The 25,025-nt window shown below is 65.6% G+C and carries 25 protein-coding genes; 21 read left to right on the plus strand and 4 right to left on the minus strand.

Annotated features, from left to right (window positions below; translation table 11 throughout):
* From JMN37_RS06680 to JMN37_RS06690, 3 genes are read left to right on the plus strand one after another with little or no spacing between them, the layout of a single operon-like run.
* Positions 1-1,527, plus strand: a complete 1,527-nt coding sequence (locus JMN37_RS06680) for a SpaH/EbpB family LPXTG-anchored major pilin (protein WP_252931418.1) — start codon at positions 1-3, stop codon at positions 1,525-1,527.
* 11 nt (positions 1,528-1,538) lie between these two features.
* On the plus strand, positions 1,539-2,789 hold the full coding sequence (locus JMN37_RS06685; RefSeq protein ID WP_252931419.1) for an LPXTG cell wall anchor domain-containing protein: 1,251 nt from the start codon (positions 1,539-1,541) through the stop codon (positions 2,787-2,789).
* Positions 2,786-3,631, plus strand: a complete 846-nt coding sequence (locus JMN37_RS06690; protein ID WP_252931420.1) for a class C sortase — start codon at positions 2,786-2,788, stop codon at positions 3,629-3,631. Before JMN37_RS06685 ends, JMN37_RS06690 begins: the two co-directional genes overlap by 4 nt.
* 320 nt (positions 3,632-3,951) lie before the next feature.
* Here JMN37_RS06690 and JMN37_RS06695 read toward each other — a convergent pair whose 3' ends face one another.
* On the minus strand, positions 3,952-4,377 hold the full coding sequence (locus tag JMN37_RS06695; protein ID WP_252931421.1) for a MarR family winged helix-turn-helix transcriptional regulator: 426 nt from the start codon (positions 4,375-4,377) through the stop codon (positions 3,952-3,954).
* 42 nt (positions 4,378-4,419) lie between these two features.
* Positions 4,420-4,710: a rhodanese-like domain-containing protein gene (locus JMN37_RS06700; RefSeq protein WP_070478242.1), complete on the minus strand. Its 291-nt coding sequence runs from the start codon at positions 4,708-4,710 to the stop codon at positions 4,420-4,422.
* Between the two features lie 49 nt (positions 4,711-4,759).
* Between JMN37_RS06700 and JMN37_RS06705 the strand changes: the two genes are divergently transcribed.
* The 3 genes from JMN37_RS06705 (at position 4,760) to JMN37_RS06715 (ending at position 8,906) form a co-directional block, all read left to right on the plus strand.
* Positions 4,760-5,458 carry a sortase family protein gene (locus tag JMN37_RS06705; RefSeq protein ID WP_252931422.1) on the plus strand — a complete coding sequence of 233 codons (699 nt, stop codon included), beginning with the start codon at positions 4,760-4,762 and terminating at the stop codon, positions 5,456-5,458.
* Positions 5,459-5,564: 106 nt separating this feature from the next.
* Positions 5,565-6,347, plus strand: coding sequence for a hypothetical protein (locus JMN37_RS06710; protein ID WP_070975563.1), 783 nt, complete (start codon positions 5,565-5,567; stop codon positions 6,345-6,347).
* 123 nt (positions 6,348-6,470) lie between these two features.
* Positions 6,471-8,906 carry a hypothetical protein gene (locus JMN37_RS06715; RefSeq protein WP_143110555.1) on the plus strand — a complete coding sequence of 812 codons (2,436 nt, stop codon included), beginning with the start codon at positions 6,471-6,473 and terminating at the stop codon, positions 8,904-8,906.
* 228 nt (positions 8,907-9,134) lie between these two features.
* On the opposite strand, the gene JMN37_RS06720 is transcribed toward JMN37_RS06715, so the two are convergent.
* A complete protein-coding gene (locus tag JMN37_RS06720) occupies positions 9,135-9,611 on the minus strand; it encodes an inorganic diphosphatase (RefSeq protein WP_071573114.1) in 477 nt (158 codons plus the stop codon).
* 89 nt (positions 9,612-9,700) lie between these two features.
* Between JMN37_RS06720 and dacB the strand changes: the two genes are divergently transcribed.
* From dacB to lysS, 15 genes are all read left to right on the plus strand, one after another.
* Positions 9,701-10,963: a D-alanyl-D-alanine carboxypeptidase/D-alanyl-D-alanine endopeptidase gene (dacB, locus tag JMN37_RS06725; RefSeq protein WP_252931423.1), complete on the plus strand. Its 1,263-nt coding sequence runs from the start codon at positions 9,701-9,703 to the stop codon at positions 10,961-10,963.
* Positions 10,964-10,965: 2 nt separating this feature from the next.
* Positions 10,966-11,877 (plus strand): tRNA lysidine(34) synthetase TilS, encoded by a 912-nt coding sequence (gene tilS / locus JMN37_RS06730; RefSeq protein ID WP_252931424.1) that lies wholly within the window; start codon positions 10,966-10,968, stop codon positions 11,875-11,877.
* A 78-nt stretch (positions 11,878-11,955) separates the two neighbouring features.
* Positions 11,956-12,564, plus strand: a complete 609-nt coding sequence (gene hpt / locus JMN37_RS06735) for a hypoxanthine phosphoribosyltransferase (protein ID WP_252931425.1) — start codon at positions 11,956-11,958, stop codon at positions 12,562-12,564.
* 18 nt (positions 12,565-12,582) lie between these two features.
* Complete coding sequence (gene ftsH / locus JMN37_RS06740) at positions 12,583-14,883, plus strand: ATP-dependent zinc metalloprotease FtsH (RefSeq protein WP_252931426.1); 2,301 nt, start codon at positions 12,583-12,585, stop codon at positions 14,881-14,883.
* On the plus strand, positions 14,873-15,445 hold the full coding sequence (gene folE / locus JMN37_RS06745) for a GTP cyclohydrolase I FolE (protein ID WP_070361892.1): 573 nt from the start codon (positions 14,873-14,875) through the stop codon (positions 15,443-15,445). Before ftsH ends, folE begins: the two co-directional genes overlap by 11 nt.
* Positions 15,446-15,447: 2 nt before the next feature.
* Positions 15,448-16,299 carry a dihydropteroate synthase gene (folP, locus tag JMN37_RS06750; RefSeq protein ID WP_252931427.1) on the plus strand — a complete coding sequence of 284 codons (852 nt, stop codon included), beginning with the start codon at positions 15,448-15,450 and terminating at the stop codon, positions 16,297-16,299.
* The gene (gene folB, locus JMN37_RS06755) at positions 16,292-16,672 is read left to right on the plus strand and encodes a dihydroneopterin aldolase (RefSeq protein WP_252931428.1); all 381 of its coding nucleotides are present in this window, start codon (positions 16,292-16,294) and stop codon (positions 16,670-16,672) included. Before folP ends, folB begins: the two co-directional genes overlap by 8 nt.
* Positions 16,672-17,133 carry a 2-amino-4-hydroxy-6-hydroxymethyldihydropteridine diphosphokinase gene (folK, locus tag JMN37_RS06760; protein WP_070361895.1) on the plus strand — a complete coding sequence of 154 codons (462 nt, stop codon included), beginning with the start codon at positions 16,672-16,674 and terminating at the stop codon, positions 17,131-17,133. The genes folB and folK overlap by 1 nt, the downstream gene beginning before the upstream one ends.
* Entirely contained in the window at positions 17,130-17,597 is a 468-nt protein-coding gene (locus JMN37_RS06765) for a DUF3180 domain-containing protein (protein WP_070361896.1), read from the plus strand. Before folK ends, JMN37_RS06765 begins: the two co-directional genes overlap by 4 nt.
* Before the next feature lie 10 nt (positions 17,598-17,607).
* Entirely contained in the window at positions 17,608-18,441 is an 834-nt protein-coding gene (locus tag JMN37_RS06770; RefSeq protein WP_252931429.1) for a DUF6779 domain-containing protein, read from the plus strand.
* Complete coding sequence (locus JMN37_RS06775; protein ID WP_252931430.1) at positions 18,438-19,073, plus strand: hypothetical protein; 636 nt, start codon at positions 18,438-18,440, stop codon at positions 19,071-19,073. Before JMN37_RS06770 ends, JMN37_RS06775 begins: the two co-directional genes overlap by 4 nt.
* A complete protein-coding gene (locus JMN37_RS06780; RefSeq protein WP_252931431.1) occupies positions 19,070-19,876 on the plus strand; it encodes a pantoate--beta-alanine ligase in 807 nt (268 codons plus the stop codon). Before JMN37_RS06775 ends, JMN37_RS06780 begins: the two co-directional genes overlap by 4 nt.
* Before the next feature lie 57 nt (positions 19,877-19,933).
* A complete protein-coding gene (locus JMN37_RS06785; RefSeq protein WP_252931432.1) occupies positions 19,934-21,220 on the plus strand; it encodes a hypothetical protein in 1,287 nt (428 codons plus the stop codon).
* Positions 21,221-21,232: 12 nt separating this feature from the next.
* Positions 21,233-22,627 carry a DHA2 family efflux MFS transporter permease subunit gene (locus tag JMN37_RS06790; protein ID WP_252931433.1) on the plus strand — a complete coding sequence of 465 codons (1,395 nt, stop codon included), beginning with the start codon at positions 21,233-21,235 and terminating at the stop codon, positions 22,625-22,627.
* Positions 22,628-22,652: 25 nt separating this feature from the next.
* Positions 22,653-24,203: a lysine--tRNA ligase gene (gene lysS / locus JMN37_RS06795; protein ID WP_252931434.1), complete on the plus strand. Its 1,551-nt coding sequence runs from the start codon at positions 22,653-22,655 to the stop codon at positions 24,201-24,203.
* A gap of 253 nt (positions 24,204-24,456) precedes the next feature.
* Here lysS and JMN37_RS06800 read toward each other — a convergent pair whose 3' ends face one another.
* Positions 24,457-24,975, minus strand: coding sequence for an NINE protein (locus tag JMN37_RS06800; RefSeq protein WP_070975552.1), 519 nt, complete (start codon positions 24,973-24,975; stop codon positions 24,457-24,459).
* Between the last annotated feature and the right edge of the window lie 50 nt (positions 24,976-25,025).

The following is a 25,025-nucleotide window of genomic DNA, read 5'->3' on the forward strand; positions in this document are numbered from 1 at the left end:
ATGAAACACATCATTTCTCGCACAGCACTTGCAGTATCAACCGCGGCCGCGGTCGCGTTCGTCGGGCCGGTGGGCGCCTCCATCGTTGCGACGATGCCAGCCGCCGTCGCCCAGGCGCAGGTCGACGTCAACCACGCCACCAAGCTGACCATCAAGAAGTACGAGGGCGAGCCGATCGGTGAGGGCGGCAGCCTCGACGGCATGAAGACGATCAAGGACGTCACCTTCAAGGTCGAGCGTATCGCTGATATCGCGCCGCTGAACACCGCGCAGGGCTGGGAAGACGTCGCCACTGCCGGCGAGAAGAAGGTTGCCGATCTGTCGGCGGACCCGAAGTTCACGGCGAAGGAAGTCGCCACGAACGCTGACGGCGAGGCCGTGTTCACGGACCTCGGCGTGGGTCTCTTCCGCGTCACCGAGCTGCGCGCCGAAGGCGCGAAGCACTCCGTGGCAACCCCGTTCCTGCTCACCCTCCCAGTATTCGAGAACGGCGAGGCGAAGTACGAGCGCACCATCAGCCCGAAGAACCAGATCCTCGAGCCGAAGAAGTCGCTCATCAGCGAAAACACCACCCTTGGTGACAAGGCCCGCTACCGTATCGACGCCCCCATCCCAGCATTCGGCCCGAACCCGGAAGGTGACCAGCTGAGGGTCGTCGATACGCTGTCGGCGAACCTCAAGTGGAGCCAGGCCGAGCACCCCGTGCAGGTGCAGGTGCTGAAGTCCGCCAACGACAAGGCCCCGGAGACGCTGGCTGCGGGCACGCACTACACCGTGGCCGACGCAGGCGGAAACACCATTGACGTGACGTTCACCGAGAAAGGCCTGCAGAAGCTGCGCGACCTGCGCGCCGCGCACCCCGGCCTGACCGTGCGCACCGAGTTCGACGCGACGCTGGTCGACCTGCCCGCGAACGGCACGATCGACAACACCGCGCAGGTGTACTACTCCAACGACGACAAGCCGCACAACACCACCCCAACCGATGACCCGGACGGTGGCGCCACGACGCTGAACTTCGCCAATGTTGAGGTGACCAAACTCCTGAACAAGCAGGCAAAGGACGGCGAAAAGAATGGAGCCGGCGCCCAGTTCCAGATCTTTACCTGCACCAAGCAGGGTGACGCCTGGAAGGTCGAGGAAGGCACCGCCGCTCAACGCGTCGTCATCGGCGGCAAGGCGGAAACCACGCTGAAGGCTGACGAGACCGTCGCCGACGGCGAGCACGCCGGTGCCGCCCTGGCGAAGGCCAAGGGCCTCAACCTGACCAAGAAGAACAACACGTTCGCCGACTACTGCGCAGTAGAAACCAAGGGCGTGCCCGGTTACCTGAACAACCCAGAGCCACAGCCACTCACCTACGACGAAGCCACGAAGACACTCACCGGCAGCGTCAACAACGTGAAGGACAACCTGTTCGGCCGCCTGCCAGCAACCGGTGAGCGCACCATGCTCATCATCCTGGCGCTCGGCGTGGTGCTCTTCGGCGGCGGCGCTGTTTACCAGCTGCGCTCCCGCAAGGCATAAGTAGGACAGCGGTGAGCAACCCAGGGACTGCGATGGCGGTGGCGCTGGCCGTAACGGTCGGCGTTGCCGGCGTCGGCATGCCCGTTTTCGGGCCGCCCGCTGCGGTGGCTGCGTCACCGGGCAGCGTCACGGTGGACCTACGCGCCGCCGCAGGCGTCGACGGCCTGGACACCATCGGGGAGCGCACCGTCACCGCCTCCCGCATCACCACGGTCGACATGAGCACCCAGGCCGGGCGCGAGGCGCTGGCCTCCCTCGACGTGCCACGACTGCTGCGCACGCAGCCCGACGCGTTCGTCGAAGTGGCCACCGCGCGCACCAGCGGCGGCTGCGTCACCCTCGACGGCCTGCAACCCGGCGCGTACCTGTTCACGCTGGGCGACAGTGAGGCGAAGGCGGCGTCGCACGTCTTCTTCGCGCCCTTCGTGGTACCCGTGACGGAGGGGTCCGCACGCACCGTGGAGCCGAAAGCCCAGCATTTGAGCGTGGTGCTTGAGGCCAACCGCCAGCGCGTCCACCCCGATGAGGACGTCACCTTTACCGTGCGCGGGGTGGCGCCCAACCCGTCTGACGACGGCACCATCAGCCACTACGAGCTCATCCTCACGCTCGCCGGAAACCTGGAGTTCTCTGCGGAGCCCGCGGTGCGCATCAACGGGGTGGCGCTCGGCCCGGGCGATGTCACCTTCCACCGCGAGGGCAACCGCCTGCGCGCAGTCTTGACCAAGTCTGGCCTGGCCAAACTCGCGCGCGCCCGCGCCACTGACGCCAGCACCACCGTCACGCTGGAGCAACGCGCACGCGCCACCGCGGCAGGCACCGCAGGTGCCGACGCCACCCTGACCACCAACGGCATGGACCCCGAACGCAACCTCGTCACCGTGGAGGCCACCCACGCCGACGTGCTCATCGAGGCACCCGCGCAGCAAGGCTCCTCCAAGGGGGATCGCCGCTGGCTGTGGGGGCTCCTCGGGTTGCTGCCACTCGTGCCGCTGCTGCCGGGGCTGGCAGGGCCGTCGGGTACGGCGCCGACTGGTCCAGCGGGGCCTGCAGGGCCTGCGCCGGAGACACCCCGACCGGGTGATAAGGAACCAGGGCGCGACCAGGCCCAGCACGAGCGGCAAGACGGACCGCGCGGGCGCGTCGACCAAGTACTCGCCTACACAGGCGCCAACGTCATCTGGCTCGCACTGCTCGCCCTCGCCTTGATCGTTGCGGGATGGTTGCTGGCGCGTCGAAAAGAAGACGAGAACGACCAGTGAGCCAACCCAACCGCAAACGCGCCGGGAACCTCATCTCGCTCATCGGGCTGATCCTCGGCGCGCTCCTGTTGCTCTACCCAATCGTGGCCACACTCGCCACCAACGAACAACTCCGCCGCCAAGCCGACGCCTACAGCGAACACACCACCAACCTCAGCGCCGAAGAACGCGACGCCCAACTCGCCCGCGCCCGCGACTACAACCAACGTCTCCTCGCCACCGGCACGCACGCACGCCCACCCGACCCAAACGACCCCGACATGCCCGACTACATGGCACAACTCAACCTGCCAGGCTCCGGGGGCATCATGGCGCGCATCCGCATCCCCGACATCGGCGTCGACCTGCCCGTCTACCACACCACCGCACCCCACGTCCTCTACGACGGCGCAGGACACATGTTTGGCTCCACCCTCCCCGTCGGCGGCGACGGCACCAACGCCGTCATCACCGCCCACACCGGCATGGTCAACGCCGCCATGTTCGACGCCCTCCCCACCCTCAAAGCAGGCCAAGACATCTATATAGACGTGATGGGGCAGCGACTGCGCTACCAAATGGTCGACCGCGAAGTCGTGAAACCAGACCACTACCAGGCCGTACGCTACCAACCAGGGGAAGACCGAATCACGCTCATCACCTGTACCCCCTACGGACTCAACACCGACAGGTTGCTCGTCCACGCTATTCGCGTGCCAATCGACCCCGACGCCCCCGAACCGCGCGTCACCGGCCTGGGGATTAGTTGGTGGATGATCCTCGTGGCCCTGATCGTGCTGGTGGTGTTGCTACTGATTCTGTACCGGCGGTGGAAGCGTCGGCGGGACGCGGTCGAGGAGTAGCTGGGAGTTTGCTGGGCACCACGATCCGCGGCGACGGGCTGGTGACCTGGGGAAACGCCCCGGGTGTGCGTTGGGAGTCGGGAATTTGGTGCAGTAGCATTCGAGCCTGACACCAAATTCCCCCGCTCGCAATCTGCGACCTGGGGGAACGCGGCGGCACCCTTCCAAAATCCAGGAATTTGGTGCAGTAGCAACCGGGGTGGGTGGCAAAAGACGCACCCTCTAACATCTAATACTTTTCTAACCGGCTGGTATAGACGACTAGTCCAAATTTGGATGCGCCGTTTGGCACTCCGCTTCGAAACAAGGCCAGGCAAAAACTACAAAATCGCCTGCGATAGCTTCCGGAGGTTCTTGAGCTGCTTGTGGTTGGCGGCGTCAAGGGCGCGTTCCTCGGCGGCGGCCACATCCTCCGCGAGCTTCGCCAGCGCCTTGCCGCCCTTCTTGGTGGCGGTCACGATTTGGCGGCGGCGGTCCTTTGGGTCGCGTTCGCGTTTGACCCACGCGTGCTTCTCTAGGCAGTCGATGAGGCGGACCATGTCGGAGGCGTCGATCGCGAGGAGCTCAGAGAGCTGCGACTGGGAGCGTGCTTGCTCGGAGACGCAGCTGAGTATCCAGAACTCGCGCATGGAGGAGTCGTGCTTCGCCAGGGTGCGCTCCACCTCATCTTTGGTGTGCCTGCGCACGCGCTCGATCTGGAACGATGGCGAAGTAGTCAGCGCCTCTGGGAGTTCAATCGTGGCCATAAGTCCCAGAGTATCGGGCTGCTGGCCAGGAATGAAACCGTGTTACTCGGTGGGTAGCCCGTTGGCGATCCACTCCATGGTGCCGCCCTCCACGTTGATGGGTTCCCAGCCGTGTACCTGCTCGAGGTATTCGCATGCGCGGGAGGAGCGCCCGCCGGAGCGGCAGATGACGTAGATGTCCTGGTCGGGGTCGATTTTGTCGGTGAGGGTGGTCAGTTCGCTCAGGGGCAGGTTGGTGGCGCCTACGGCGTGGACTTCTGCGTATTCTTCGGGTTCGCGGACGTCGATGAGCTGGGCGTTTTCGGGTACTTCTTTAACGTTGATGGATTGCATGTGCGCGATTGTAGCGGAAGTGCCGGGTGCGTCGGCTACGATTTCCACTATGCGTACGCCTCCTCGAACTCGACCGCCTCAGTGGGTGTTTTGGGTGCGCCGGGTTGTGGCGTTGGTGCTGCTCGTGGCACTCATCTCGCTGTCAGCAAGGTGCGGCAAAGAGGAGCCTGCGCCTGCGCCCGAGCCTCCAGCAGAGGTTCCTGCAGCACTTGGTCAGTCGCAGCCGCTCGAGATGTTTATTCCCTCGGTCGGGCTTCGCGCGCACTTCGAGGAGGGCCCGTGCCGCGTGCGCGCGGACGCCTTGGATCCGGCCACATTAGATAAGGCATGTGTGTATACGGCGCCGGAGAAGCCGTATTCGCTGCCGGGGCCGGGTGCTGAGGATCTGGTGGTCGTCGCTGGTCACACGGGTGCAGGGGTGCACGGGGTCTTTGACCAGCTTTTCGACGGCTCCTCCGACCAGCACACCATCCGGGTGGGGGACATGCTGTACCTGCGCACCGCCGACTCCGAGGCAGCTGGTGGGAAGTGGTTGTCGTACCGCGCGACTGACCTGCACGATCCGGTGAAAGAGGTCATGGCCAGCGATGTTGATATTTGGGGTGATGGGCCACGCCCGGGCCGGCTGCTGACGATCTCCTGTATTCAGCCGCGCAATATTTTGGCGGACTCGGTTCGCAACGCGGTCATTGGGTGGCAATTTTCGTCCGTGCTGGATGCGCCACCGACCGATACCGGCGCAAAGTAACTGAAGTTTTTTGTGTAAACACTTGTGACTGGGGTGAAGTGCGTCTACAGTGGGGCTAAACCATGAAGTAAGACTTGAGACTTCATGTTGAGCAAAGGAGCCCCTAATGAAGCGCAACACCGTTTTGGCCGCCGTCATGACCGGCGCGCTCGCAACCGCCATCGTCCCCATGGCCCAGGCACAGGACATCCCGCTGCCGGCCGTGACCCACGACATCAACGGTGCCGAGTACTTCCTCACCCAGGACGGCACCCACTACGTGCCGGACCGCAACCTGGTCAACATCGCCTTTGACCAGCTCTCGGCGGCTGACCGCGAGCGCGCAGTGGACGTGGCGAAGGCGGCTGTCGCCGGGCTTATCGACGCCCCCGCCGCCGAAACCGCAGCGCCCCAAGCTCCCGCAGCCGAGGCAACGACCCCTGTCGAGCAGCCAGACCCGACCGGCGACCACCAGGACGTCCCATTCACCGCCGAAGACGTTGACCCGAACAACCCGGCACCAGCGGCAGCCGGCCTGATCGCCCTGCCAGCAGTGCTCGCTATCGGTGGTCTGACGTACTACCTCAACGCTGACGGCAAGACCTACGTCACCGACCTGGCCCGCATCAACGAGCCTCCAACCGACGCCGAGGTGAAGGACTCCAACGCGCTGCTCGCGGAGAACGCCGCTGAGGTCGCGCGTCAGGGCCTGGCAACCTCCAAGGCTGCAGGTCAGGCGCCTGTTGAGGCGCAGCAGCAGGCCGCCCCAGCGCAGGCTCCGGTTGCAGAGCAGCGTGGTATCGCGGCTGAGACCGGGTCGAACACCCTGGTGCGGGCGCTGTTTGCGTTGGTGGTGGCGTCGATAATTGGTGCAGCCGTCTTTGCATACGGGCGCCGGTTCCTCATATAGTAAACCTTTGTGAAAACTCGAAATGTTCTTGCTGCTGTTTGTGCTTTCTCCCTGGTACTAGGGGGTACGACGCCCGCTTCCGCGCACGTCGACGTGAGGCCCAACGGGTCCGAATGCAAAGCGTTGAAGTCGCAGTTCAAGCGGGGGCAGCAACTGGACATTTCGCGGTTTACGTTCGCGGGTGACCGCAATACGGGCATCCGCAACAACACCCTCTACCTTTACGACACCACCGGCCACCGCGCCGACATCCAGCGCGCCGCCGACCTGTGGGTCAAGGCCGTGCGCGACCGAGGTGGATACCTGGATATCAAGTTCATCGACCACAAGACGCCCGAGGCCGTCAGCGTGATCGTGGACCCAAGCCTGCGGCCGCTGGGGCGCGTGACCGGCGGCGGGCCGACACTGACCGTGCGGATTAGTCCCAGGATGTTTGGGCGCTATGTTGAGGCGAAAAGCCGCATTATGACCATCGCGCACGAAATGGGCCACGCGATGGCACTCGCGCACAGCTGCGACGACCTCCTTATGGTCGTCGGAGGCTCCCGTAAACCCGGCCTGGTACCCCAGCCTCTCGACGCCGAAATCCTCATCCAGCGCAACAACCTGCGCCAGAAGCCGACTCCTACACCGGAGCCTTCGCCTGAGCCTTCGCCTTTGCCACCGGTGGTGACGCCGACGACTTCCGAGCGTCCGAAGCCAAAGCCGACGACATCGTCTTCTTCGTCTTCGTCGTCGAGCCAGCCGTCCCTCCCGGACCTGCCACCGTTGCCGATGCCGACGATCCCGAGCGCCCTACCGCTGCCAACGACCTCGACGAGCTCGACGACTTCTGAAGCGCCCTCCGTCACTGTGACGATCGCTCCGGAGACCACGCCGTCTACCTCGACGACTGCTACCTCTAAGCCTTCTACCTCTAAGCCGTCCTCGACGTCTTCGCAGGTACCGAGCACCGACTACATCGTTGCGCCGGAATACGTCGCCCCGCCAAAGCCTTCCACGGTCGAAGAGGGCGAACGCATCGTCGCCGACGCAGAAGCCACGTTGAAGAAGGCCGAGCAGGCTGAGAAGAACGCTCGGAGTACGAAGGACCGCATCTTGGCGCGCCTGCACGTGGAGAATGCGGAGCGTGCCCTCGCGGAAGCCAAGGCAAACCTCGGGAAGCTGCGCGAGCAGCTCGCCAGCGAGACCTCAACGACCACGTCCACAACGCCTACCACGTCGACCACGTCCGCGCCGCGGACAACCGCGACTACGTCGGTTGCGCCAACTCCGACCACGTCGATTACGTCCGTTACGCCAACTCCGACCACGTCGATTACGTCCGTTACGCCAACTCCGACCACGTCGATTACGTCCGTTACGCCAACTCCGACCACGTCGACTACGTCGGTTACGCCAACTCCGACCACGTCGACCACGTCCGCGCCGCGGACAACCACTTCGGCGGCCCCGAGCGTGTCGGCAACGCCAACTACGTCTACGACTTCCGCTACGCGGACAACGCCGACGGTGGGGCCGTCGACAAGCGGGGAGACCTCCACGTCATCGCCTCGTTGCTGCCCGAACTGTGGAGCCACAACACCGCAGTACGAAGCCCCGAGCTACGCGCCCGCAGTGAAACCAAAGAGCGTTGAGGAAGCCCGCGCGGCGCTGGCGACCGCCAAGCAAGAACACAAAATCGCCGAAGCGCTCATGAAGGTTGTGCGCCGCACCGGTTACGCACCAGAAATCAACAAGGCGCAAGCCGAGCTTGACCGCACGTTCTTCCGCGTCGTCGAGGCGCAGGAAAACCTGGACGAGCTGCTGGCAAAGGAGCCGACGCCAACAACCACGGACGTCACTTCTTCTGCTGCGCCATCGTCGGTGACTACTTCGGTCACACCGTCTCCGACCACGTCAGAGGTTTCGACGACCACATCCTCGTCCGCGACCTCGTCCACGTCTTCGTCCGCGTCCTCGGAAGCACCGAAAGCGTCCGCGCCGCGGACAACCGAAACGACTACGGCGGAGCCTTCCACGGAGCCTTCGACTTCCGAGGCGCCGAAGGTGTCCGCGCCGCGGACAACCGAAACGACTACGGCGGAGCCTTCCACGGAGCCTTCGACCTCGGAGGCGCCGAAAGTGTCCGCCCCGCGGACAACCCAAACCATCGAACCTTCGACCTCGGAGACGTCGAAAGCGTCCGCTCCGCGGACAACTACGCCAACGACTACGCTGGTTGAGCCCGCACCAGAGTCTTCAACAACGCTGACTACGACGGCATCCTCTTCGACGACCGAGTCGACTACCACGTCCGAGTCGACTACCACGTCCGAGTCCGCCGCGCGGACAACTGAGGAAGTCCCAGAGCCGGAGGTGGGGACGTCGACAAGTGAGCCGGCACCCGAGCCGAGCGTTCCGGCGCCTGCGACCTGCGCGAAGGATGGTTCTTCAAGTGGATCCTCCGAGAATTGCGAAGGCAGCTCGAAGGGCGGCATCATCGCGGCGATCCTGGTGCCGCTGCTTGCGCTGCTGGGCGCGGCGGCGTTCTGGGCGAAAGATCACCTCAAGTTCTAGACGCTCGTGGTGTGCAGATTGGGCAGCCAGTGACAAAGGACGCAACCCTGCAAAAGCGCATCCTTATTTCCGCTGGTAGGAAAAGGGCTGGATGTATTGGGTTGCGTGTTTTGTCACTCAGGCCGACTCGGGCCTGCTGAGCCGACGCCAAAACCAGGAATTTGGTAGAGGCCCAAGCAAAAAGCCGCCCAGGTACAACCCAGGCGGCAAACACTTAGAAGCAGCGACCTACTTCTTGTAGTTGTCGATGGAGGCCTGCAGGATCTTTTCTGCCTCTGCCTTGTTGCCCCAGCCGGAGCCGGAAACTTCCTTGTTCGGCTCGAGATCCTTGTAGTGGACGAAGAAGTGCTCGATTTCGTCCTTGAGGAACTGGGAGACGTCGTCGATGTCCTGGTAGTGGTCGTAGCGGACGTCGTCGATGACGCAGAGGAGTTTGTCGTCGCCGCCGGCTTCGTCGGTCATCTTGAAGACGCCGATTGGGCGTGCCTTGACGATGACGCCTGGGAAGACGGACTCAGGGAGGAGGACGAGGGCGTCCATTGGGTCGCCGTCGTCGGCGAGGGTTTCGTCGATGAAGCCGTAGTCGAGTGGGTAGGCCATCGGGGTGAACAGGTGGCGGTCGAGGTAGACCTTGCCTGTTTCGTGGTCGAGTTCGTACTTGTTGCGGGAACCCTTGGGGATTTCGATGGTGACTTCGACAGCCATGTGCGCTCCTTTTGTAGTCGCGTTGATAATACCGGTACTTATCATACGGGGCTGCGTCGGCGTGTGGGTTTGGGCTACGCTTATGCGCCGTGAAGCTTTGGACTTGGATTGTTGGCGGGGTTGCGTTGGTCGCGGTGGGTGGCGCGGCTGGCTTCGGTGTGGCGGCGCAGCAGGAGCTCAGCCGTATTGAGCACGCCCCGGCGTATCAGTTGCCGCAGGCGGAGCCGGTATTGGTGCCGGCGGTACCACGCCCGGTGGATGTTGAGGCACTGCAGGCGCGCCTGGCGGAGCTTGCGGAGGACCCCGCGTTGGGCACGTTCCACGCGCGTGTGTCGGACGGTTCGACGGGTGAGGTGTTGTTTGATCGGTTGGCGGGGGAGGCGTTGCGCCCGGCGTCGACGACGAAGATTCTGACGGCTGCGGCGGCGGTGTTGGAGTTGGGGGCGGATGACAGGATCGAGACGCAGGTGGTGAGTGGGGAGCAGCCGGGCTCGGTCGTGATCAAGGCGAATGGTGACGTGTGGTTGGACGCGGAGGCCATCGACCAGCTCGCCGAGCAGCTCAAAAACCAGCAGGTTACCGCCGTCTTCATCGACACGAAGGCGTGGGAGGGCCAGCCGACCATGATGCCGGGCTGGGACCCCGTGGACATCGATGGCGGCTTCGTCGCGCCGCTGGAACCGGCGATGCTCTCGGGCGGTCGCCTCAACGGGGAGACGGAGGGGGACGTGCCGCGCTCGCATACTCCGGCGTTGGATGTGGCGCAGGCGTTGGCGGATCGCGTGGGTGCGCAGACGGTCGGTCTCGGCCCGGCGCCCGCGGAGACAGATACGCTGGCAAGCGTGGAGTCGCCGGACCTGGTGCAGCGCCTGCACATGATGATGAAGGAGTCCGACAACGTCTACGCGGAGGCCATCGGCAGGGAGGTGGCGGCCCACGTAGGTATCGACGCCCCCTCCGCCACCCTGCACGTCCTGGCTGAGCACGGCTTCGACACGGGCGGCATCACGCTGGTGGACAGCTCGGGGCTGTCGGTGGACAACCGGATCACCCCGCGCATGTTGGACAGCATCCTGAGTGACGCTACTCAGCACGAGCAGCTGCGCCCGATGCTGGACGCGCTGCCGGTCGCGGCCGGCGACGGCACCTTGGCCACCCGCTATGGGGACCTGGCCGGGCGTGGCTGGGTGCGCGCGAAGACGGGCACCTTGGACGAGACGTCCGGGCTGGCGGGCACGGTGACTGCGGAAAGCGGCAACGTGTACACGTTTGCGTTGCTCTCGAATGATTCGGACATTCTGGAGGCGCGCCGGGCGATGGACACGTTTGCCTCGGCGCTGCGGGAGTTCTAGCGATGGAGCCGTTCTGGCCCCGGCGCAGCCCCCACTTTTTGGCGTGCCGCCGCGCGGTGCGCGGGTGGACGGGGCCTGCGGTGATTGGGCTGTCGGGCGGTGCGGACTCGTTGGCGCTGGTGGCGGCGGCCGCGGCGGAGCGTTTGGACGTGACGGCACTGGTGGTGGACCACGGGCTGCAGGAGGGCTCGGCGCAGGTGGCCCGGCGCGCCGCGCAGCAGGCGCGGAACTTTGGGGTGCCCGCGGAAATCGCGACCATCCAAATCACACACACAGGTAAGGGCACGGAGGCCGACGCCCGCCAGGCCCGCTACGCGGCCTTGTTCGACCACGCCGGCCCCGACCGGGACGTGTGGACGGCCCATACCGCCGACGACCAGGCCGAAACGCTACTGTTGGGGGCGCTGCGCGGCAACCCGGCGGGGATGTCGCCGCGCGCTGGCCGGCTGGTGCGCCCGCTGTTGCATGTCCGCCGCGCGGATACCGCGGGCGCCTGCGCCGAACTGGGCGTCGCACCCTGGCAGGACCCGATGAACAAGGACGAGCGGTACCGGCGTGTGGCACTGCGCACCCGGGTGATCCCGCTGCTGGAGGAGATCGTCGGCGGGGAGGTCGTGCCGGCCTTGGCGGGGACGGCGGACCGGATCGCGCAAGCCGCGGCGCAGCTCCAACGAATCACCCCGGCAACAAGCACAGACTCGGGCGCGCTGGACTGCGCGGAGCTCGCAGCACTTGCGCCGGTGGTGAGGAGGGCGGTGTTGGCGGAGTGGGTCGTCGAAAAGCGGGGAGAGGTCAAGGGTGCCCACCTTGCGGCGATTGAGGCGCTGGTGACGAACTGGCGGGGGCAGGGCGCGGTGCAGCTCGGCGGCGGGGCGCGGGTGGCGCGGCGCGACGGAAAGCTCGTGTTCGTCTAAATGGTTGTCCAAGGTGGCGTGAAAGTGGCAAGATGATGAACTGATGCCAACCGAGACGGTCTTGAGAAAGGGCACCCGATGACCGAGCTGTATGACAAGAAGGATTTCAACGTTGCGCCACACCGCTACGGAGACGACGTGGAGGCGGTGTTGATTCCTGAGGAAGACCTGCAGCAGCGCATCCAAGAGCTGGCTGACATGGTCTCCGAGAAGTACCGTGGCGCCGAGCAGGACCTGGTGCTCGTGTGCGTGCTTAAGGGCGCGGTGTTCTTCTTGACGGACTTCGCCCGCAAGCTCACCATCCCGTGCGAGATGGAGTTCATGGCGGTGTCCTCCTACGGCAGTTCCACCACCTCTTCGGGCGTGGTGCGCATTCTGAAGGACCTGGACAAGGAGATCGAGGGCCGCGATGTGCTCGTGGTCGAGGACATCATCGACTCAGGCCTGACCCTGTCGTGGCTGCTGAAGAACCTGTCGGGGCGCAACCCGAAGAGCCTTGAGGTGATCACGCTGCTGCGTAAGCCTGAGGTCCAGAAAGCCAAGATTGATCTTCTCGACGTCGGCTTCGACATCCCGAACGAGTTCGTGATCGGCTACGGCCTGGACTACGCTGAGCGCTACCGCGACCTGCCGTACGTGGGCACGTTGCACCCCCGCGTCTACTCCGACGCGCCTGAGGACATCTAATACACACAGAAGAGCTGTATGACCAAGAATAAAAACGTGTTGCGGTGGGGCCTGATTGGCGCCACCGTGCTTATTGTTTTGTACCTGCTCACCCTCATCGGGGACGACACCCGCGGCTACCAGCGCGTGGACACGTCGATCGCGATGGAGCAGCTGCAGAACAAGAACGCCAAGGAAGTCCAGATCGACGACCGCGAGCAGCGTGTCCGCATTGACCTGCGGGAGCCGATCAAGGTTGAAGAGCGCGAGGGCGTCGAGCAGATCAGCGCGCAGTACCCGGCGCGTACCACGCCGGAGATCTTCGGCGCGGTGAAGGAAGCCGCCCCTGACAAGTACAAGACGAACGTGACGCAGGAGTCCTTCCTGATGTCGATGCTCGGCTTCATGCTGCCGATGGTGCTGATCTTCGGTCTGCTGTTCTTCTTCATGTACCGCATGCAGGCCGGCGGCGGCATGTTCGGGATTGGCTCGTCGAAGGCGAAGCAGTTGTCGAAGGACAATCCGACGAACACGTTCGCGGACGTCGCTGGTGCGGATGAGGCCGTCGATGAGCTGCAGGAGGTCGTGGACTTCCTCATCGACCCGAAGATTTACGAGTCGCTCGGCGCGAAGATTCCGCGCGGCGTGCTGCTGTACGGCCCTCCGGGCACGGGTAAGACGTTGCTCGCGCGCGCCGTCGCTGGTGAGGCCGGGGTGCCGTTCTACACCATTTCGGGCTCTGACTTCGTGGAGATGTTCGTCGGCGTGGGCGCCTCCCGCGTGCGCGACCTGTTCAAGCAGGCACGGGAGAACTCGCCCTGCATCATCTTCATTGACGAGATCGACGCCGTCGGCCGCCAGCGCGGCTCCGGCATGGGCGGTGGCCACGACGAGCGCGAGCAAACCCTCAACCAGTTGCTGGTGGAGATGGACGGCTTCGGCGACCGCGAGGGCGTCATCCTGATCGCGGCGACGAACCGCCCGGACATCCTAGACCCGGCGCTTTTGCGCCCGGGCCGCTTCGACCGCCAGATCCCGGTGACTAACCCGGACATCGCGGGGCGCGCCCAGATTTTGAAGGTGCACGCGAAGGGCAAGCCGTTGTCCAAGGACGTGGACCTGGATGCGCTGGCGAAGCGCACCGCCGGTATGAGCGGTGCGGACCTAGCCAACGTGCTCAACGAGGCCGCGCTGCTCACCGCCCGCATCGGTGGCAACGTGATCACCCCGGACGCGCTGGAGGAGGCCACGGACCGCGTGATCGGCGGGCCGCGCCGCTCCTCGAAGGTGATTTCCGAGAAGGAGAAGAAGGTCACCGCCTACCACGAGGGCGGGCATACGCTCTCGGCGTGGGCGCTGAAAGACATCGAGCGCGTCTACAAGGTCACCATCCTCGCCCGCGGCCGCACCGGCGGGTTCGCCATGACGGCCGACGAGGACGACAAGGGCATGTACAACCGCGACGAGCTCTTCGCCCAGCTCGTCTTCGCCATGGGCGGGCGCTCCGCGGAGGAGCTCGTCTTCGGCGAGCCGACCACGGGTGCGTCCAACGACATCGAGCAGGCCACCAAGATCGCGCGCGCGATGGTCACCGAGTACGGCATGACCTCGGCGCTGGGCACGGTGAAGTACGGCCAGGCGCAGGGCGACGCCTTCTCCGGCATGGGGGCGGGCGCCAAGATGGAGTCCTCGCCGGAGGTTGCGGCCACGATCGATAAGGAGGTACACACGCTTATCGACGCCGCCCACGCCACCGCCTACGGCATCCTGGAGCAGTACCGCGACCAGCTGGACACCATGGTGTCCAAGCTGCTGGAGAAGGAAACGCTGCGCCGCCAAGACCTCGAAGCGCTCCTCGAGGGTGTGGAGCCGCACCGGCCGGAGCTGCCTGCCTACGACATCCGCTTCGGCCGCCAGTTCGGCCGCGAGCCCGTCAAGACCCCGGTCGAGCTTGCCGAGGAGCGTGGCGAGGAGCCGCCGAAGCGCTTCTCCATCCTTGAGGCGTCGCGTGAGACGCGGGAGCGGCGTCGAAAAGAACGGGAGAAGGAGCACGGCGCTCCGCTGCCACCGCCACCTGCGGGAGGCGCCCCGACCTACGGCGGGCCGAAGCCGCCGAGCGACTGGACGTACCCGGGCGCGCCGAAGCGTGAGCCCGCGCCGGGGCCAAAGCCTGAGCCGAAGCCTGAGCCGGATACGCACCCGGGCATGGACAACTACCGCCCGGACGAGGAAATCGGGTTCCGCCTGCCGGAGCACGAGCGGCCCGACCGGCCCGACCGACCGTCAGAGGAAGAAACCAAACAGCTGCCACGACACAGGAGCAACGAGGATGACCAGTAAGTTCGACCGCGCCCGCGCCGAAGCCGCGGTGCGCGAACTCCTCATCGCAGTCGGCGAGGACCCGGACCGTGAGGGGCTGAAGGAAACCCCGGCGCGAGTGGCGAAGGCGTACGAGGAAGTGTTCGCGGGGCTGCACCAGGACCCGACCGCGGTGCTGGAGAAGACGTTCGCGGAGGACTACCGGGAGCTCGTTCTGGTGCGCGACATCCCGGTGTACTCCACGTGTGAGCACCACCTGGTGCCATTCTTTGGCAAGGCGCACGTCGGCTACATCCCGGGCAAGGAAGGCAAGGTCACGGGCCTGTCGAAGCTCGCCCGCCTGGCCGATATGTACGCGAAGCGGCCACAGGTGCAGGAGCGGTTGACGGCGCAGATTGCGGACGCGATCGTCGATAAGTTGGGGGCTTCCGCCGTGATTGTGGTGCTGGAGTGTGAGCACCTGTGCATGGCGATGCGGGGCATCCGCAAGCCTGGTGCCGTGACGACGACCTCCGCGGTGCGCGGCGGCTTCCAGAAGAACGCCGCCTCCCGGGCCGAGGTCTTGAGCCTGATAAGGAGCTAACAATGGTCAGTGTGCAGGATCTCACCGCGCCGGGGCGCACGACGGTGATGGGCATCGTCAACGTCACGGAAGATTCGTTTTCGGACGGCGGGAAGTGGCTCGCAGTTGACGACGCCCTCTCGCACGCCCACGAGCTGGTCCGCCTGGGCGCGGACATCATCGACGTGGGTGCGGAGTCGACCAGGCCGGGCGCGACGCGTGTGCCCGCCGAGGTCGAGGTGGCGCGCGTGGCCCCGGTGATCCGGGCCCTTCACGAGGACGGCATCCGCACCTCCGTGGACACGATGCGCGCCGCCATCGCGGAGGCCGCCGCCGAGGTCGGCGTGGACCTCATCAACGACGTTTCCGGCGGGCTCGCGGACCCGGACATGTACGCCACGATGGCGCGCACGGACCTGCCGGTGTGCCTGATGCACTGGCGCGCCCAGCAGTTCGTGAACGCCTCCGGTGCCGCCGACCACGGCGGGGACGTGGTGGCCGACGTGCTCGGCCTCTTCGACGAGCTGGTTGCCAACGCCACGGCCGCTGGGGTGCGCCCCGAGCAGATCACGCTGGACCCGGGCCTCGGCTTTGCCAAGACCCCGCAAGAGAACTGGCAGCTGCTGCAGGCCCTGCCCGCGCTCATGGACTGCGGCTACCCGCTGCTGGTGGGGGCCAGCCGCAAGCGCTTCCTCACCGGGGTGCGCGCCGCCCGCGGGCTCGAGCACGGGCCTATCGACGCCGACCCAGCCACCGCCGCCGTCACCGCCCTGTGCGCGCAGGCTGGCGCCTGGTGCGTGCGCGTGCACGAGGTGGCCGTCTCCCGCGACGCCGTGGACGTAGCCGCCGCGTGGAAGGCGGGCAACCTTGGCTGACCGCATTGAACTCAAGGGCCTGTCCGTCTACGCGCACCACGGCGTGCTGCCGCACGAGCGCGAGCACGGGCAGCGCTTCCTGCTGGACATCACCTGCTGGCTCGACTTCGCAGGCGCCGCAGCCACCGACGACCTGACCCAGACGATGAACTACGCGGAGCTAGCCCAGTTGGCCAGCGACATCGCTTCGGGCACGCCGCGCCAGCTCATCGAGACGGTGGCCACCGAGATCGCCGAGGCCGCCATGGAGCACTTCGACATCCTGCACGCGGTGGAGGTCACGCTGCACAAGCCGCACGCGCCGATCCCGCTTCCCTTCGAGGACGTCGCCGTGGTGGCACGCCGCTCCCGTAAACGGATGGGGGCCCGCTGATGCGCGCGGTGATTTCGGCAGGCTCCAACATGGAGGACTCGCGTGCCCACCTGCAGTCGGTCGCCGACGAGTTCGCCGCCGAGCTCCTCGACGCAAGCTCGATTTACGCCACCGCGCCCTGGGGCGGGGTGGAGCAGCCAGACTTTCTCAACCAGAGCTTTCTTATCGAAACCGACAGCGACGACCCCTACAGCCTCCTCGCCCGCTGCCAGCGCCTAGAGCAGCAGGCGAACCGCGTACGCGACGTGCGCTGGGGCCCGCGCACGCTGGACGTGGACATCATCGACTTCGAGGGCTACCGCAGCGACGACCCTGAGCTGACGCTGCCACACCCACGCGCGCACCTGCGCGAGTTCGTGCTGGTTCCCTGGCTGGAGATTGACCCGCACGCCAAGCTGCTCGATCGCCCGGTCAGCGAGATTCTCGCGGAGCTGGAACCGCAGGGGGTTCGCAAGCTGTGAAACGCACGCCGCTGTCCGGAGTGATCGCCGTGTTCGGGTTTTGTACCGCCGCGGCGTTCATTGTGGTGCGCCGCCTGTTCGGCCTGCTTGAGTCGCTGAACATGGTGGTGCCGCTGAGCCTCTGGATCGTGGCAGCGGTGTGTTTCTACGTTGCGTTCATGGTGCACAAGCGCCGTGATGAGGGCAAGGTTGGCCTGGATCGCAGCCAGCTCAACCCGATGATGGCGGCGAACTTCATGCTGTTTGGCAAGGCCTGCACCTGGGCAGGTGCGGTCAGCGGCGGGCTGTATGCGGGGTGCCTGCTCTTCGTGCTGCCCCGGATGCACGTGCTGATGGCCGCGGCGCAGGACGTGCCGCCCTTGGTCTCCGGGGCGCTGGGCGGCGTCACGCTGGCGGTGGCCGGTGTAGTGCTGGAACGGGTGTGTGAGGTGTCGCCACCCTCAAGTGGAGAACAGGTTAGCTAAGGTAGTGGGCATGAAAAATACTTGGGTGATTGTTCCATTTGTGGCTGCGCTTGCAGGCACAGTGGTGATGTTGTTTACCAACTCCGCGAACATACTCAAGCTTTCGCTGATCCTGGCGCTGTGGGCCGCCGTCGCGGGCCTCATTGTGATCTACCGCCTGCGCCGCGACAACGAGGAGGCCACGCGCCTGCAGGAAGAGCGGGAGAAGACGTTCGCCGCCGAGCTCGAGGCCGCGCGCGCTGGCGCACCCTCGGGTGTCGACGCCGACTCCGACGAACTCTTGCGCGACATCCAGGAGGAGCTGCGTTCCCTGCGCTCCACGATTGAGGAGATGAGCGGGCACGTCTTCGAGTACGAGCCCGCCGCCGTGCACGCCGCGGCGCGCCGCATCCAGGAGATTGAGTCCTTCACCCAGCCCACCTACGAACCGTCCGAAGACCGCCCGGCCGGGGCGCCGTCCTCCGACGCGATCGCCGGGCGCATTGGCAGCCAGCCGAGTCGGGAGACGCAGAACCCGCTCACGGCGCTGATTAGCGAGCACCAGGCGAAGCAAGAAGCGCAAGAAGCACAGAAGCCTGAACCGGCACCAATCCCGGAGCCTGAGCCCGTACCCGAGCCAGTGCCTGAGCCGGAGCCCGAACCGGAACCTGAGCCTGAGCCTGAGCCGGTTCCCGAGCCAGAACCAGCACCAGAGCCTGAGCACGGACGCCACGAGCAGCCAGTCACTGAGGTCATCGAGACCGTGCCGGAACCAGCCCCGCGTGCTGGGGGACGCCGCCGCCGCGACGCGGCCGGCGACAACGCTGTCTCCGTCGCCGAGCTGCTAGCGCGCCGCAACAAATGAGCCCAACGCTGACCATCGCCGCCTGGCGCGGCCCCAGCGCGCTGAGTGATCAGCTTGCGCGCGCCGGGCACCGCGTGACGTACCCGTGCGTGGCCGCGGACATCGCCGCCGCCGACCTGGTGCTCCTCGAGGGCTCCGCTGACGTTATTGAGCGCGCCGCCGCCGAGTGCGCGCCGTTCGTGCGCCCGAGGCAGATGTTCTGGCACACCAACCTGGACCACGGCGCCCAGCTCCTCGACGAGGTTGAGGTCGCAGGGGCCGTCGTCATGTGCGCGCACAACATCGTGGACAACGTGTGGGTCACCTCCGCCGCCGACGAGCTGGGGGAGACCGTGATCGCGCTGGTGCTCGGGGAGCTCGGGCAGGTCACCATGCCGATCACGGATGCGGACCGTCCGCTGGTGGCCACCGCCCAACACCTGCGCGCCCTGCAGCGCGTAGTCCAGCAGGACGCGCTTGCGCTGCTGCGGCAGGCCAACCCCAACTTCGAGGCGGTCGCCGAGGCCTTCGATGGCGCCGAACTGCCGCCGCTGCGCCCGCTCGACCGAGAGCCGGTTGGGGGAGAAGGGGTGCGTCGATTAGTGGAAGTATTGGAGCGCCGCGCGGCGCAGCAACGAGAGGAAGACCTGTGACTTTTGAACCGGGCAACGCGGTTGTCGTGCGTGATGAGCAGCTGCTGGCCACCTACGGGCGTGCATTCCGCAAGATTGGCAAGACGATTGCGGTCGTACCGCTGGGCGCCGACGTCCACGCCGGGCACATCGAGCTGATCCGGGCGGCGAAGTCGCTGCTCGGCGCGTACGTGTTTGTCACCTACTCAGGCGAGGACGTGCCCGAGACCTTCCGCAATGAGGGCGTCGACGTGGTCTTCCACGGCGAGCTGCGCACCGCCGTGAGCGTGCGCACCGGAATGGAGCACCTCGACGACGCCGACGCCATGGCGCGCGACGTCGCCCACATCCTGGCGGTGCTCAACGCCACCCATGCCACCGACCTGGTGATGGGGGAGAAGGACTTCGAACTGCTCGTCGCCACCCAGCTTGCCGTGGCGGGCCTGCGCATGGAGGTCAAGCTGCACAGCGTGCCTACCGTGCGCATGCCGAACGGGCTGGCGCTTTCGCTGCGCAACGAGCGCGTCGCTGAATACGCCCACGACCAGGCGCTTGCGCTGTCCGCCGCCCTGACCGCGGGGGCGCACGCCGCCGAGCACGGCGCCGAGACCGTCCTGGACACCGTGCGTGGCGTGCTCGAGGCCGCCGGGGTTGCACCGGCGTACCTCGCGGTGCGCGACCTGGCTATGCGCGAGGCCCCTGCCCAGGGCGACGCCCGACTGCTCGCCGCGATCGACCTGCCCGCCACCGACGGTGGCACGGTGCGCCTCCACGACAACGTGGGTCTGCCGCTTGGCATCGGGTTCAAACACATCGAGGACTAGGGCGGAAAGACGAGGGCCATAGCGAGAAACGGCGAGTTATTCGCTACACTCTTTGGCATGCCTATAGACCTGATTGCTGGAATCCTGAACGAGCGCTTCGGCATGGACTTCACCCCCGAGCAAGTCCAAGCCACAGGGCGCACCGAAGACTCACAGCTCTTCGTCGCCAGCAATGATGCAGGCCAGGCCGTCGAAGTCGAGCTTTTCGACGCCGCCCAGCCCGAGAACCAACGCCGCGACATCGCAGGCCTGAACCGGGCGCTTGCCGCCTCGAACCACCCCGGCGCGTTCCAGCCGCGCAGTGCCGGCTACACCGACGACGGCCACCTCTATGTACTGCGCGAAGCCCCGACCGGCGCTTCGCTCGCCCGCCTGATCGCCGACAAGCGTGCTGACGGCGGCGTGTTCACCCCCGCCGAGGCCCGCGAGCTGCTCATCGGCGTGGCTGAAGCCATCGACGACTACGACGCCCAGGGCCTCGGCGCGTTCGTGGCCCGCTCCGTGGACGCCTCCCGGATGCTGGTGCAGCCAGCCTGGTCCAGCGTCTCCGTCAAGCTCACCCTGGTTGGCCCGACGGCCACCGCACCCGAGCACGCCGAGGAGCAACACGCGGCGAACGTTGCAAGCTTCATTGAACTGTTTAACTCTATGACTGGCCTTGACGTCGACGAGGACGCCGCCAACGCCGCCACCGGCTGCGTCGGTTACCTCAACGCCGTCGCCGGTGAACCCCTCGATGAGCCGGAGGTCTCCCCGGTCGCGCCGGGCGCCACCGACGGCTACCGTCAGCCACCGCAGCCCTACCCGTACGGCCCGACTGGCGAGTACATCCGCCCGGAAGACGAGAAGAAGTTCAAGCTCTGGCCGTGGATCGCGGCCATCGTGGCGCTGCTGCTCATCGCTGCTGGCGGCATCTGGTACTGGATGCAGCACCGCGGTGAGGAATGGGTCGGTGTCGAAGCCGAGATCGCCGAGACCTACCCCGGCATCGTGTCCGACAAGGCCGGGCAGAAGGGGTGGCACGGCCTGATCTGTGACTCCGCCACGCCGGACGAGGGCCAGGAGGGCAAGATCCGCTGCGCGAACGAGACGTTGGGGGTCTCCGTCGCAAAGTATGTGTCCTCTGATGCGCTCGAGCGCGTCCTGCCGGACCCGAAGGAGGCCGTCGTGCTTGGCTCCGGCGAGTGCCTCATCTACGACTACCAGCTTCCCGACGCCACCCCGCCGGCCTTCGTGCTGACCCCGCGCACCGAGCGTGAGTACATGGTGGTCATCAACGGCGATGATGCCGAGGCACAGCGCCTCGACCTGCCTCTCTGTGCCCCAGTTGCTGACGAGGAGTAGCCTTAGCGGGCTATGAAATCAACGAACCCAGTACTGCTTATTGGAGTGCTGGTGGTCTCTGCGATGATGATGATCTTCAACGAGACCACCGTCGCTGTTGCCCTGCCCGCAATCATGGCGGACTTCGGCGTACCCGCCGATACGGCCCAGTGGCTGATGACCGGCTTCCTGCTCACCATGTCCGTGGCGATCCCGGCCTCCGGCTTCGTCATCCAGCGCCTCAGCACCCGCGCCGTCTACTTCGCCTCGATGGCGCTGTTCATCGTCGGCTGCGTCATGGCGGCCACCGCGCCCTCGTTCGGGGTGTTGCTCGCCGCGCGCGTGGTGCAGGCACTCGGCACGGCGGCGATGTTGCCGCTGCTCATGACGGTTACCGTTACGGTGGTCGCCCCGCAGCGCCGCGGCACGGTGATGGGACTCAACGCGGTGGTGATGTCGGTCGCGCCCGCCCTCGGGCCCACGCTCGCCGGCTTCGTGCTCGGCGCGTTTACCTGGCACCACATCTTCTGGGTGATGGTGCCTATCCCCGCCGTGGCGGTGCTGCTCGCGGTGTTCGCCCTCCCGAACGTCGGCGAGCGCCACGACGCTCCACTCGACATCCTGTCGGTGCTCCTTTCAGCACTCGCGTTCGGCGGCCTCGTCTACGGCTTATCGACGATCACCTCCCTGCTCACCGGCGATTCCTGGACCCCTCTTGTTGCCCTGGCGGTCGGCGCGGTGTTCCTGGTGCTGTTCGTGCGCAGGCAGCTGCGACTGGCGCCAACCGGGCGCGCGCTGCTTGACCTGAGTGTGTTTGCCCACCGCAACTTCGCCTTCTCCGTTGTGGGCGTGTTCATCGCCTTCGGCATCCTGCTGGGCACCGTGAACATCCTGCCTGTTTACATGCAGGTCGGCCTTGGTATCTCCACCGTTGCCACCGGCCTGATTCTCCTGCCCGGCGGTATCGCGCAGGGCGTCGCGTCCCCAATTGCGGGGCGCTGCTACGACGCCTACGGCCCACGCCCCCTGGCTATCCCGGGTGCGGTGCTGATGTTGGCCTCCCAGTGGATCCTCGTGGCCATCCTCGCCGATGACACCCCACAGTGGCAGCTCGTCGCCGTGCTGATCCTGGTCAACGTGGCGATGTCCATGATCATGACCCCGCTCATGACCGTGTCGCTGTCCTCGCTGCCGTCGCAGCTCTACGCCCACGGATCCGCGGCGCTCAACACGCTGCAGCAGCTCGGCGGGGCGGCGGGCACCGCGGTGTTCATCGCAACGATGACCATGGGCACCCAGGCCACCGGCAGCGCCTCCGACGGGACGGCGCGCGCCTTCATCGTTGGTGGCGTCGGCATGCTGCTCGTCGTTGTAGCCGTGTGCTTCGTGGGAGGCAAGCCGAATACACGACTAATTGACCACGGCTGACCCGGACCGACTAGGCTAGGTCAGCGTGAAGAATCAAACAACGCAGGACCTCTCCGAACAGCAACAGTTCCGTCGTGCGAAGCGCGAAAAGCTTCTGAGCGAAGGCCGCGACGCCTACCCAGTCGTCGTCGACCGCACGACCTCCTTGCGCGAGCTGCGCCAGAAGTACCGTGCCGTGCCCGAGGGCGAAGGCGACGGCAAGTTCAACCTCGCGCCGGGCGAAGAGACCCAGGACGTCGTCGCCGTCGCGGGCCGCATTATGTTCCAGCGCAACACCGGCAAGCTCTGCTTCGCCACCCTCCAGGAGGGCGACGGCACCCAGCTGCAGGTCATGCTTTCCCTCGCAGAGGTAGGAGAGGAGGCGCTCGCGTCCTGGAAGGCCGACACCGACCTCGGCGACATCGTCTCCGTGCGCGGCCGCGTCATCGCTTCCCGCCGCGGCGAGCTCTCCGTCCAGGCGCAGTCCTGGCACATGGCGTCCAAGGCGCTACGCCCACTTCCTGTCGCGTTCGCTGACATGAACGAGGAGCAGCGCGTCCGCCACCGCTACACCGACCTCATCATGCGCGAGGACGCCCGCAAGAACGCCATGACCCGCATCAAGGTCATCGCAGCTGTGCGTAAGTTCCTCACCGGCCACGACTTCGTCGAGGTCGAGACACCGATGCTGCAGACCCTGCACGGCGGCGCCGCAGCCCGCCCGTTCATTACCCGCTCCAACGCGCTCGACATGGATCTTTACCTGCGCATTGCGCCGGAGCTCTACCTCAAGCGCTGCGTCGTCGGCGGCATCGACCGCGTCTTCGAGCTCAACCGCAACTTCCGCAACGAGGGCGTCGACTCTTCCCACTCGCCCGAGTTCACCATGCTCGAGACTTACCAAGCGTGGGGCACCTACAAGGACGGCGCGAAGACCATGCAGGAACTCGTGCAGTTCTGCGCGAAGGAAGTCTTCGGCTCCACCACCGTCACCCTTCCAGACGGCACCGAGTACGACTTCGGCGGCGAGTGGAAGGTCATGGAGATGTACCCATCCCTCAACGAGGCACTCCAGCGCAAGTTCCCGGGTCAGCCAGAGGTCACCATCGAGTCGTCCGTAGAGGAGCTCAAGGGCATCGCTGACGTCATCGGCCTGAAGGTGCCGAAGGATGAGGGCTGGCTGCACGGCAAACTCGTCGAGGAGATCTGGGAGCACCTCTGCTCCGACCAGCTGTACGAGCCGACCTTCGTGATCAACTTCCCAGTCGAGACGTCCCCGCTGACCCGCGACCATCGCGAGCTGCCCGGCGTCACCGAGAAGTTCGACCTCTACGTCCGCGGCTTCGAGCTGGCCACCGGCTACTCCGAACTCGTCGACCCAGTCATCCAGCGCGAACGCTTCGAAGACCAAGCCCGCCTCGCCGCTCACGGCGACGACGAAGCCATGGTCCTCGACGAGGACTTCCTCGCCGCGATGGAACAGGGCATGCCACCAACCGCCGGCTGCGGCATGGGCATCGACCGCCTGCTGATGGCGCTGACCGGCCTGGGCATCCGCGAGACCGTGCTCTTCCCGCTGGTGAAGCCGGAGGTGTAGGGCTAGTTAGCTTGGGTTTGGATGGGCCCGGCGCTTGGGATTTTGTGTTTTCCCAGGCCGCCGGGCTTTTTGCTTTGCTCGTTCGCGTGCTGCTGTGGAAAAGTTCACCGTGGCTTGGCTGGGCGCGCACCAAATTCCCGCCTATTAAAACGCTAGCCCTTTGTTGAACAGCTGTTATTCTGATAGCACTTTTTAAAATTCGGGGATCTGGTGCGCAGTTCAGCTTGGCGGCCGTGAACTTTCTGCTTGTGTCCTACTTCAGCGGGATCCCATTGGCGTCGGTGTCGTAGCCTCCGCCGCCGACGAGCACCATGATCATCTCGATGATGCACCACACCCACAGTGCGAAGAAGATCGGGGTGGAAACGATCCAGCCGACGAATGGGATCAGGCTGAAGAGGCTGCCGGTCAGGAAGAGCCCCACTTTGGTGACTCCCCGGAAGTTCTGCCCAAGGTAGAAGTTGCCGATGCCAAACGAGCCGAGGAAGAAGAACAACGCCGCCGCGAGGAACTTGTTCTTTTGGGGCGCGGCGTACCCGTATGCAGACTGCATTTGTGCAGGTGCGAACTGTTGCATCTGCGGTTGCCCGTACGGTGAACCCTGCCCAAACTGGCCGAATTGCCCAGTCTGCCCGTACTGCCCGAACCCCTGGAATTGGTTGGTTGGCTGCGTGATTGGGAGCCCGTCTTTGTCGTACATGGGCTGCTGGTTGGTCATGTGAGTCCTCAATTCAAGGCGGTCGGCAATGGTGTATTCCGTAGTGTAGTTCATTCGTGTCCTTGTGTATCGGTATGATGCGCAGAGTTAGGCAGCAAAGTTAG

The sequence above is a fragment of the Corynebacterium lipophilum genome (genome assembly GCF_024102595.1).
Taxonomy (GTDB): Bacteria; Actinomycetota; Actinomycetes; order Mycobacteriales; family Mycobacteriaceae; genus Corynebacterium; species Corynebacterium pseudogenitalium.

Bases quoted from the DNA above. Each gene is read 5' to 3' on its own strand.
- hpt (WP_252931425.1), top strand. From the start codon at position 11,956: ATGACCGAGCTGTATGACAAGAAGGATTTCAACGTTGCGCCACACCGC.
- JMN37_RS06705 (WP_252931422.1), top strand. From the start codon at position 4,760: ATGCGTACGCCTCCTCGAACTCGACCGCCTCAGTGGGTGTTTTGGGTG.
- JMN37_RS06785 (WP_252931432.1), top strand. From the start codon at position 19,934: ATGCCTATAGACCTGATTGCTGGAATCCTGAACGAGCGCTTCGGCATG.
- JMN37_RS06790 (WP_252931433.1), top strand. From the start codon at position 21,233: ATGAAATCAACGAACCCAGTACTGCTTATTGGAGTGCTGGTGGTCTCT.
- JMN37_RS06800 (WP_070975552.1), bottom strand. From the start codon at position 24,975: ATGAACTACACTACGGAATACACCATTGCCGACCGCCTTGAATTGAGG.
- JMN37_RS06710 (WP_070975563.1), top strand. From the start codon at position 5,565: ATGAAGCGCAACACCGTTTTGGCCGCCGTCATGACCGGCGCGCTCGCA.
- ftsH (WP_252931426.1), top strand. From the start codon at position 12,583: ATGACCAAGAATAAAAACGTGTTGCGGTGGGGCCTGATTGGCGCCACC.
- folK (WP_070361895.1), top strand. From the start codon at position 16,672: ATGCGCGCGGTGATTTCGGCAGGCTCCAACATGGAGGACTCGCGTGCC.
- JMN37_RS06770 (WP_252931429.1), top strand. From the start codon at position 17,608: ATGAAAAATACTTGGGTGATTGTTCCATTTGTGGCTGCGCTTGCAGGC.
- JMN37_RS06680 (WP_252931418.1), top strand. From the start codon at position 1: ATGAAACACATCATTTCTCGCACAGCACTTGCAGTATCAACCGCGGCC.
- JMN37_RS06720 (WP_071573114.1), bottom strand. From the start codon at position 9,611: ATGGCTGTCGAAGTCACCATCGAAATCCCCAAGGGTTCCCGCAACAAG.
- JMN37_RS06700 (WP_070478242.1), bottom strand. From the start codon at position 4,710: ATGCAATCCATCAACGTTAAAGAAGTACCCGAAAACGCCCAGCTCATC.
- tilS (WP_252931424.1), top strand. From the start codon at position 10,966: ATGGAGCCGTTCTGGCCCCGGCGCAGCCCCCACTTTTTGGCGTGCCGC.
- folP (WP_252931427.1), top strand. From the start codon at position 15,448: ATGGTCAGTGTGCAGGATCTCACCGCGCCGGGGCGCACGACGGTGATG.
- folE (WP_070361892.1), top strand. From the start codon at position 14,873: ATGACCAGTAAGTTCGACCGCGCCCGCGCCGAAGCCGCGGTGCGCGAA.
- JMN37_RS06775 (WP_252931430.1), top strand. From the start codon at position 18,438: ATGAGCCCAACGCTGACCATCGCCGCCTGGCGCGGCCCCAGCGCGCTG.
- JMN37_RS06695 (WP_252931421.1), bottom strand. From the start codon at position 4,377: ATGGCCACGATTGAACTCCCAGAGGCGCTGACTACTTCGCCATCGTTC.